Annotated in this window: 8 protein-coding genes and 2 pseudogenes; 1 reads left to right on the top strand and 9 read right to left on the bottom strand. The window is 60.5% G+C overall.

The features are described 5' to 3' along the window. A pseudogene (locus tag FN060_RS19750) lies at positions 1 to 225 on the bottom strand (IS6 family transposase); the annotation flags it as partial. Between the two features lie 70 nt (positions 226 to 295). Between FN060_RS19750 and dctP the strand changes: the two are divergent. Then, a pseudogene (dctP, locus tag FN060_RS19745) lies at positions 296 to 895 on the top strand (TRAP transporter substrate-binding protein DctP); the annotation flags it as partial. A 150-nt stretch (positions 896 to 1045) separates the two neighbouring features. Here dctP and FN060_RS19740 read toward each other — a convergent pair. Genes FN060_RS19740 through FN060_RS19705 form a run of 8 tightly spaced genes read right to left on the bottom strand, consistent with a single transcriptional unit; the run spans position 1046 to position 9210 of the window. After that, positions 1046 to 2095 carry a dihydrodipicolinate synthase family protein gene (locus FN060_RS19740; RefSeq protein ID WP_142589696.1) on the bottom strand — a complete coding sequence of 350 codons (1050 nt, stop codon included), beginning with the start codon at positions 2093 to 2095 and terminating at the stop codon, positions 1046 to 1048. Beyond that, a complete protein-coding gene (locus tag FN060_RS19735) occupies positions 2092 to 2817 on the bottom strand; it encodes a TetR/AcrR family transcriptional regulator (protein WP_142589695.1) in 726 nt (241 codons plus the stop codon). Before FN060_RS19735 ends, FN060_RS19740 begins: the two co-directional genes overlap by 4 nt. Then, complete coding sequence (locus tag FN060_RS19730; RefSeq protein ID WP_142589694.1) at positions 2804 to 3829, bottom strand: NAD-dependent epimerase/dehydratase family protein; 1026 nt, start codon at positions 3827 to 3829, stop codon at positions 2804 to 2806. Before FN060_RS19730 ends, FN060_RS19735 begins: the two co-directional genes overlap by 14 nt. A 19-nt stretch (positions 3830 to 3848) precedes the next feature. Then, positions 3849 to 5306 carry an enolase-like domain-containing protein gene (locus FN060_RS19725; RefSeq protein ID WP_142589693.1) on the bottom strand — a complete coding sequence of 486 codons (1458 nt, stop codon included), beginning with the start codon at positions 5304 to 5306 and terminating at the stop codon, positions 3849 to 3851. Next, positions 5303 to 6151 (bottom strand): sugar phosphate isomerase/epimerase family protein, encoded by an 849-nt coding sequence (locus FN060_RS19720; RefSeq protein WP_142589692.1) that lies wholly within the window; start codon positions 6149 to 6151, stop codon positions 5303 to 5305. The genes FN060_RS19725 and FN060_RS19720 overlap by 4 nt, the downstream gene beginning before the upstream one ends. Beyond that, the gene (locus FN060_RS19715; RefSeq protein ID WP_142589691.1) at positions 6148 to 6654 is read right to left on the bottom strand and encodes a tripartite tricarboxylate transporter TctB family protein; all 507 of its coding nucleotides are present in this window, start codon (positions 6652 to 6654) and stop codon (positions 6148 to 6150) included. The genes FN060_RS19720 and FN060_RS19715 overlap by 4 nt, the downstream gene beginning before the upstream one ends. Then, on the bottom strand, positions 6651 to 7688 hold the full coding sequence (locus tag FN060_RS19710; RefSeq protein WP_142589690.1) for a Gfo/Idh/MocA family protein: 1038 nt from the start codon (positions 7686 to 7688) through the stop codon (positions 6651 to 6653). The genes FN060_RS19715 and FN060_RS19710 overlap by 4 nt, the downstream gene beginning before the upstream one ends. After that, a complete protein-coding gene (locus FN060_RS19705) occupies positions 7681 to 9210 on the bottom strand; it encodes a tripartite tricarboxylate transporter permease (RefSeq protein WP_142589689.1) in 1530 nt (509 codons plus the stop codon). Before FN060_RS19705 ends, FN060_RS19710 begins: the two co-directional genes overlap by 8 nt. Positions 9211 to 9249 lie beyond the last annotated feature (39 nt).

The following is a 9249-nucleotide window of genomic DNA, read 5'->3' as shown; positions in this document are numbered from 1 at the left end:
CTCGTCCATATGCCACTTGCCGGTAACGCTCCGCTTGTGCCGGTTAAAGCGCTCCAGCAACTGAGGCGAGAAGTGGACGACCCAACGATGGATGGTGGAGTGATCGACGTTCACGCCACGCTCGGCCATCATCTCTTCCAAGTCGCGTAGGCTCAAATTGTAGGCCAGATACCAACGAACGCACAGCAGAATCACCGATCGGTCGAAATGGCGGCCGTTGAACATCACAAGCTCCCCCGAAAATCAGAGGGCTTGATGCCCGACAGAGATTGCCATTCCGTTTGCGACAGAACCTATGCAGATGCTCGATGTTCTTCCCGCAGAGACAGGCACTATCGGGCTTGCATGGGGCATTACGACAATGCGCGTCGTGTTTACGGCCAAAGAGATCGCAGGACTTCAAGACTTGAACGGAATGAAGCTGCGCATCAACACCACGCCTGCCTATAAGGATTTCTATGAACTGCTCGGTGCGGCGCCAACGCCGATCCCTACGCCGGCGGTTTTCGACGCCATGTCTAACGGCCAGGTTGACGGACTTGAGGCTGACCTGGACTTCTCTTGGAACCAGCGGTTCGACAAAGTGTCGAAGACAATGCTGAAGATGAACGCGATCTTCATGCCTTGTGTTGCGCTCGCATCAGGCCGCGTCTGGCAGCAAATGCCGGAGGCGGACCGCGAGCTCATTGCCCGTTTGACCAAATCGGCGCTCGATGAGCAGATCGACGCAACTGTTGCCAACGAGTCAAAGCTCCTGGAGGAGTTTGGCAAGGTCATCACAATCAAGGATGTCGAAGTTGCCGATGCCGGCAAGATCATTGAGGCCTATGACAAGATCTGGCTGCCGAAGGCGCCAATCCTCGCTGAGCTGCGCAAGGTTGGCGCCTCGCTCTGATACAAGCAGAACCGCCCGCTCGTCGGGCGGTTCGTTCTCTGGACTATGGTTCATCTAGCTGAACGAACGATCAGCCAGTGACGCCTGCGTCACCGCCTGCCAAAATTGCTCCCTGTCAAGGCTGTGGGTTCTCCAGCGGGTCGCACAGTTTCAGGTGAGCCAGCGGTCGACATTGGCTCGTACGAAATCGTCATCATTGAGTTCGGGATAGTCACGGGCGATGCGGTCGAGCTCCTCGACCTGGCCCGGTCCCATTGTCTCGCGCGGATTGAGGCACCAGATACCTTCGAGCAGGCCCTGGCGGCGCAAAACTTCGTGGATGGCGGCAATGCAGCCGGCGAAATCATTCGCGACGTCGAACAGCACGCCGTTAGCATCCGTGGTCTTTGCATCGAGCTCAAGCCATTCGGAAGCGGTACGGGCGTCGGGGCGCTGGTGGATCTCGGCGAGAAGTTCGACGGCCTTCTTGGTCCAGACGGCCCAATGGCCGAGCAAGCCGCCCTTGATGCGTACGCTGACAGGCTTGCCGTCACGCATGAAGGTGAAGCGGGTCATCAAATCTGCAATGATGTGGTCGTCATTGCCCGTGTAGAGCGTAATCCGATCTTCCGCTCGGGCATCGACGACGGCACGGACCACGTCTAGGGTACGATACCGGTTGAAGGGCGCCATTTTGATGGCCACCACGTTTTCGATCTCCGCGAAGCGGCGCCAGAACGAATAGGGCAGGGGCTGGCCACCCACAGCGACCTGCAGGTAAAAGCCGATTACCGGCATCACCCCGGCGACGGCGCGGCAATGGGCAATCAGCTCGTCTTCACTGGCATCCTTCATTGCCGCAAGACCAAGAAGAACGGCGTGATATCCCTTGGTGCGGGCAAGCTCGGCTTCCCGCACCGCCTGCTCCGTCTTGCCAATTGCGCCGGCTATGAGGATAGGCTGGGAGCCATGTCGTGCTGCTTCCTCGGCCGCAATCGAGAGCACCGGTTCAAGTAGCCCGTGCTCGCGAATTTCGAACTGGGTGGTGTGGACCGCGACCGCCATGCCACTCGCGCCTGCGTCAAGATAGTAGCGAGACAAGGCCCGCTGGCGGCGCTCGTCGAGCTGTCGGTCCGCATTCAGTGCCAGCGGATGGGCAGGGATAACGCCGCCCTTGCGCAGCGCTTCGAGAGGAACGGCGGGTATGTCTTGGATTTTCATGACGGTACTCTTGGAAGGTTGGCGGCGGAGGCGGAAGCGTCCGGTCGCAGATAGCCGAGGATGACCTGGATGACGTGCTGGCGCCGCATGTCGAGCACCTCGCGTGTCTTGGGTAGGGAGAAGATCGCCGATAGGGTGTGTCGGTTAGCGATGAAAAAATAGCAGATGCTGGCGATGGAAATGTAAAGCTGAACCGGGTCAACGCCGGATCGGAACGCGCCCTCGGCTTGACCTCGGTTGAGGATTTCCTCGATCAGGGCGACGAGTGGGCTGTTAAGGTCGCGCGCCCGCGTCGAGTGCGAGAGATGGACGCCACCATGCATGTTCTCGTCGTTTATGAGGGAGATGAACTCAGGGTGCTCGCTGACATAGTCAAAGGAAAATCCAATCAGCTCCTGCATCGCATCCTGAGGGGAGCGATGGGCGAGATCCAGCCTCCGTTCGGCCTCGCGAATCTTCTCGTAAGTGACCTCCAGCACTGCGCTGAACAAATCTTCCTTCGAACCGAAATAGTGATAGATCAAGGCCTTGTTGCAGCGTGCGCGTTTCGCGATAGCGTCGATGCGGGTACCTTTGAGACCCCTCTTTGCGAACTCCTTTTCGGCGGCCTTGAGGATCCGATCACGCGTGGCAGCGGCATCACGTGTCTGGCGGGGTTTTTCTTCCCCCGCCCTAGTATCGCCAGCCTGGCGCCGCGTACCGGTGACCTTAATAGTTGCCATCGCGAACCTCGAAATGGGTGGGCTTGCCGAGGGAACGCTGTCCGTCCGAGAGCCACTTGGCCGTCCAGTCGATCAGGCGTGGCAGTGGCACCGACGGGTAGCCGAATAGCTGCTGTTGAAGGCTGGTATCGATAATCCAAGCCTTGTCCTGCTCGCTGCCGGACAAAATCGGCTCTTGATCGAACTTCTCGCCAAATTTTTGGGCGAGGCGGCGAACACTGACGAGTTCCGGACCGGAGAGGTTGAGCACAAAAGGCGGATTGTCTGCGTAGGCGAGCGACTGAAGTGCGATGTCGTTGGCATCACCTTGCCATATGACGTTGCAATGTCCGCTGTTGACCTGCACCGGTTCTCCCGACTGCACTGCTCTAGCCACGTCATGCAGCACGCCATAGCGCATGTCGATGGCGTAGGACAGGCGGATGAGCGACACTTTGGTGCCATGGGTGCGTGAGAAGTGTTCAAACATGCGTTCGCGCCCAACGCAGGAATTGGCGTACTCGCCGGGCGGATTGAGATCGAGATCCTCACGGGCTCCTTGCCCGGTGATGTCGACGAAGGGGTAGACGCAGGCCGTCGAAAAGACCGTGATGCGCGATGCGGCGAACGCCTCGGCGACGATCGCCGGCACCTGAACATTCATAGCCCAGGTGAGGGACTGGTTGCCGGCTGATCCAAACTTGCGCCCTGCCATAAATACGACATTGGCGGTCTTCTCGAGCCGTTCCACTGCGGCACGGTCGAGCAGGTCGCATTCGACAGTCTCGATATCCCAGCCCTGAAGCTTCTCCTTTAGCCCTGCTTCGGAGAAGCGAGCCACGCCAATCACTCGCTTGTTGGGAGCAGCGCGCTTTGCCATGCGAGCGAGCGTCGGACCCATCTTGCCGCCGACGCCCAGTATGGAGATGTCTCCATCGAGGTTGGCAAGCGTGTCGATCAACTTCTGGCTGGGCTGCGACAGCAGGTCCTCCAGTTCCTGCTCATTTCGGATTTCAGAGGGCAGTTCAGTCATGTCGAAAATTCCTTTCACGTCAGGCGTGGTTTGTCCTGTTGAGCATCTCGAACGACCAGTTGGCCGGACTGATGCGATCCTTGAGGTTCGGTGTTACGGATGATCCAAGTCCGGGCGCCTCAAGCGAACCAACACGCAGCGTACCGTCGTGAATGGCGAGTTGCACGCGACCGTCCTTCCGCTCGTAAAGGTCCGGATGGATGGCGAGCGCGGCCTCTGCCTCGGCTACGGACAGGTGCTCGAGCCCTCGAAAATAATGATGGCCGTTGCGCTCGACATGGCCGATGCCCAAGACGGCAACCACGGCAAGGTCCGCCTGCAGCGATACGGCAGGCAGGCAGGTCAGGTCTTCCGCCGACTGGAAGTAGGCACCCGGACGTCCAGCCAGATGGCTGTGGTGGGTTGCGAGCATGGCATTGAGCAGTGAGCGGATGACGCCCTTGCAATTCTTGTGGCTGACGCCGTGATAGCCAAGATTGATGGCCTCACGATAGGCGCTGGTCCAACCGTCGGCCTCATCGATGAGTAGCGGCAGGCCGATTGCATCGAGCGCCTTCGCGTCAAGCGGGGAGGCGAGGGCGACGGAGCGCTCCAGCGGTTGTTCAACAAACAACGTTGCGGCAAAGAGCGAAGCGAGTGCGGGGCGTGAGCGGATTGCCTCCATCAGGGCTGCGAAATCATCGAGATGCTTGTACTGCTCATTGCCGTCCAGGGTGGCGGCGATGCGGTAATCTCCCCCTGCAAGGACGCCAGCGATCGCCTGGAGGCGCTCGATGTCGGTCGAAAGATCACCACCGAGCTTTATCTTGAGATAGCGAATGCCGTCCTCGCGCAGATAGTCTTCCAGCGTCTCCGGCAGTCCGTCGTTCACGGGTTCGAAGGGATCGGCCGCGGTGAGCGGATCGACCATGCCGATCGTGTGGCGCAGGTTAAGCCTTGTAAGGGGACGTGAAGGGATCGCGTCTTCAAGGCTCATTCCGTCAAGCTGGGGGAAGATGTCAACGGGACGCAGACCGAGAGCATCATTGGTCAACATTGCGCGGAAGGATAGGCCGAGTGCCTTGCCAACGCCGTCGATCATTGCACGCTCGATCATAGAGACGCCGAAGGATGCACCGAGCCGATTGAAGCCGCCGGCGAGTGCGGCGCGGTCTACCGCGACGTCGAGCTGCTTCCAGAGCTCAAAGGGAGTGTCTGCCGGCAGATCCTTCGCGATCGATGCTGCGAGATGGACCACCCAGAGGAGGTCAGCGACGTTGTCAGCGGGGGTCTTTTCCGGACGCTTGTCGAACCATTTGTAAGCGAGCAGGTCGGACGCGTATCCGACGCTGTGCTTACCGTCGACGGTCATTTCGAGCTCCAGCGTCAGCGAGGCGGCGGCGTCCATGGTAACGACGCCGAAGCGGAATGGCATGCGGGCGAAGGCATTGCCGATGCCGAGGCGTACTGCGCCAAGTTTGACTTTTGGGGCGGTCACGAGAGGGGCTCCAGTGTTTCAGCGATGCCGCGCAGATAGCCGATGGCGCGTGCGGCAGCGGTAGCGCCGTCTGGGTAGCACTCGAAGGGTTCAACGCCGATGAAGCCAGCATAGCCGGTGTCGATGAGCGCCTGCAGGATCGGGGCAAAACGACGCTCACCTTGACCGGGCGCGCGCATATTGTCGTCGTTTAGATGGATGTGGCGAATGCGGCCGGTGCCCATGTGACGGCGAATAAGTACATCAGGTGGCTCGATTTCGCCGCCCCAGGCGGCGAGTGTATCGATCATCGTGTTGAGCGCGGGTTCGCCGATCTCGTCAACGATGTCGAGAGCCTCACGAACACTGGTGACAAAGCCGGTCATGGCCGGTGACAGGGGTTCGATGCAATAGGTTACGCCGGCTGCTCCCGCACGTTCGCCCGCTTCGCGTAAAAGAGAAAGGGCGCTGTTGCGGGCTCGCTCAGGTGTCGCGGCGTCGCTTAGCGAGCGCTGTTTCGGCGAACCATGAACGATGACTTTACCGCCGAGATCAGCGCACAGATCCACCATTGCGGCCATATGGTCGCCGGTGCGGCGATGCGTGTCGGCGTCATCGCTGGTAAGCGATAGCCCGTCCGGCACGTTGAGCAGCCAGTGCAGGCCCGTGATGACAATGCCTTCCACTTCCGCGATCTTGGCGAGGTTTGCACGTTCGTTCGTCGTCAGGCTTGCCGGGTTGTCGCTCAGGGTGAAGGGCGCGATCTCGAGCCCGTCATAGCCGAGCGCCGCAGCCAGGGCGCATTGCCGCTCAAATGGCAGGGCAGCCAGCACCTCGTTGCAGAGCGTAAAGCGAAATGTGTTCATCCCGGCAACCTGACGAGGAACACTTCGACGAATATGAAGCGGATGACAAAGGCAGTGGCAATACCAAGCACGAGAGCGCTAAGCCCCAGCGGGACCAAGGCAAGCTTGCGATCGGGATTCAGGAGTTCGGCGCCAACCGTGAAGAGGAAAACAAAGGTGGCAGTTGCGATGATGAACGGCATGTTGCCAAACAGGACGAAGCCATAGAGCGCCACTGAGGCCAAAGTGAAGCCCATCCGCTGTGCACTGCCGACTGGCCAGGTCAGGATGGGCAGTTCGCTTGCGCCGCCGCGCCCCATAAGCGCCCGCAGGATCAGAACGACCCCCAGCCCAGCCAGCACGAGACTGAGTAAGCCCGGGGTGAGACCAGGGACTGTAAAGGGGTCGGCGCTACGGTTCTCAAAGCGAGGCATGCGCCAAGATTCCACGGTGCCTGCGACGCCGATGATCGTGACGATCAGACCGCCGATCAGGTCGGTTACGAGGGGACGGGCACCGGTCATAACAGGTCTCCTTGGATGCGTGACGGTCGACGCGTTTCGGCGTCAAGTTCCGCGTTGACGGCGGCGAGCGTTGCAGCCAATTCGAGCGCGCCCTGCCGGGCGTCGCACATGACAGGCGTGCCGGCGCGTAGCGCGTCACAGAAGATGGCGAAGCTTCGCGCTAAAAGTGCTTCGGGGGTAGCACCAAGGGCAAGATTGCTGGCAATGGACTGCGGCTGAACGTCGTGGCCGCCGCTCGAACGGGTGTAGCTGACCGTCGATGTGGTGAGGGTGTTTCGGTTGAAATCGATGGCGATATTGCCTGTTCGTCCAACAAGCGTCAGGCGCTTTGTGGTCACCGCGCCAGGCACGAAGGCGTCCTCGGCCTCACCGGCTATCAGCACGCCGAGCCGGAGTCGGCCGCGTACGCCACCGATAAACGAAATCTCGATTGTAATGTCGTCGGCGACAGCAGCGTCTAGCAGGCTCCACGAGCGCGCCTCGACCTCTATCGCGGGAGCGCCGGCAAAGTGGCGCATCAGATCGAGGAAATGGACGCCGTCGTTTTCAAGTAGCGAGGAATCGGCACGCATGCGCTTCCAGCCGGAGAAGTCACCGTCCATCGCCAGGAGCTCGCCAATTTCGCCCTCGGCCATAAGCCGGGCTGCCTCGGAAACCAGCGGATGGGCGCGTAGAACGAGGCCAACCTGGACAGGCAGGTCGCCTGCGGCCTCAAGAAGCGCGCGTGCATCGGCAACGGTTTCAACTGCGGGCTTCTCGATCATGACCGGCTTGCCAACGGCCAGGGCTTGCAGGGCGAGAGCCATATGGAAGGCTGGCGGCGCAACGATGTCGACGATGTCAGCACTGTTCAGCAGAGCGGTAGGGTCGGGAGCAATATCGTTCGGTGCAATTCCCAACTGCAGGGCGCGCGAGCGAGCGCGTTCTGCTGGATCAGCCACCATTAGCTTGATCGCCGGATCGAGCCGCCGCCAGGCGGTAGCATGCAGTTCGCCGAACGCGCCAAAGCCGCAGATGAGCACCTTGCTAACCATCTGCGCTCCTCCGACCCCGCGACGAAAGCCGCGCGAGTGCGGCGCGTAGTGCGTATTGCGCTGGCGGCAGCGACAACAGAATGATGGCCAGCACCATGCAGGCGATAACGATGCTGATTGGCCGCGACACGAACTGCAGCGGATCACCCTGACTGATGGACAGGCTGCGACGCAAGTTGTTGTCGAGGATCGGACCAAGCACCACGCCAAGGATCATTGGCGCCACAGGAAAACCGGTCTCGCGCATCACGAAGCCTATGAGGCCGAAGGCAATCATCACCCAAACGTCGAAGATGCGACCGGCGATGGCAAAAGAGCCGACGACGCAAAGGACAAAAATTGCCCCCATCAGCCATTCTCGGCGAATGCGCAGCACATAAAGCAGTGGCCGCGTGAGCATCAAACCCAGCACCAGCATCGCGACACTTGCCCAGAAAACCATGGCAACGACAGAGTAGAAGAAGTCCGCCTGGGTGATCATGATGAGCGGGCCGGGGCGCAGCCCGTGAATGATCATGGCCGCAAGCAGGACAGCCGCCGGTGCAGAGCCTGGGATCGCAAGTGTCAGTACCGGGATGAGCGCGCCAGGAACAGCGGCGTTGTTGCCGGTTTCGGCGGCAAGCAGACCGTCGGCCGATCCTTTGCCGAACTCTTCAGGGGTCTTGGATGCACGCTTGGCGGCCGCGTAAGATACCCATGCACCCATATCTTCGCCCACGCCAGGGACGACACCCATGAAAGTTCCTATGGCGCCCGAACGCAGCCAGGTCTTGGCGAAACGGAAAGAGGAGAAGGCGGAGCTCAGCACATTGCCAACTTTGGACGCAACGAGCTGGGTCGCCTCCTGACGCATCACGACGAAGACCTCGGCGCAACCGAAGGCGCCGACAAGCACCGGCAGCAGGCCGAGGCCTCCCTCGAGATCTGGGATGCCGTAGGAAAAGCGGGGGTAGGCATGCAGAGCCTCTTGGCCGACCATGGCGATAAGCAGACCGAAAAAGCCTGCAATCCAGCCCTTAAGTGGATCATCCATGGCCGTGAGTTGTCCGCACAAAACGATGCCAAACACTGCAAGCCAGAAGAATTCAAACGAGGTGAAGTCGAGGGCGAATTCGGCCAACCACGGAGCGATGATCGCGAGACCCAACATGCCGACCATGGAGCCGAGGAAGGAGCCGGTTGTGGCGACTGCCATCGCCTCGCCGGCGCGGCCTTGCTTCGCCAGCGGGAAGCCATCGAGCGCCGAGGCGGCGTTGGCGGGCGTGCCCGGGATATTAAGTAGGATCGCCGTGCGGCCACCGCCGTAGATGGCACCGATATAGACCGAGATGAGCACCAGGATTGCCGTGTTGGGCTCCATGGTGAAGGTGAGTGTCGTCACGAGTGCTACGCCGAGGGTGGCGGTGAGGCCCGGGATCATGCCGACAACGATGCCGAGTAAGGTCGCCCAGACGACGACGAACAAATCGGCAGAGAGCCCGATTGCCAGGACGGCGCTGAGAAATTGAGTGAATCCGTCCATGATCTGCTGGCCTGGAAGAAGTTATGAAGCAGGTGCCCC

The sequence above is a fragment of the Pseudorhizobium halotolerans genome (assembly GCF_902153235.2).
GTDB lineage: Bacteria > Pseudomonadota > Alphaproteobacteria > Rhizobiales > Rhizobiaceae > Neorhizobium > Neorhizobium flavum.
Note: the sequence above shows the minus strand (reverse complement) of the source record. Positions and strands in the feature narration are given on the sequence as shown.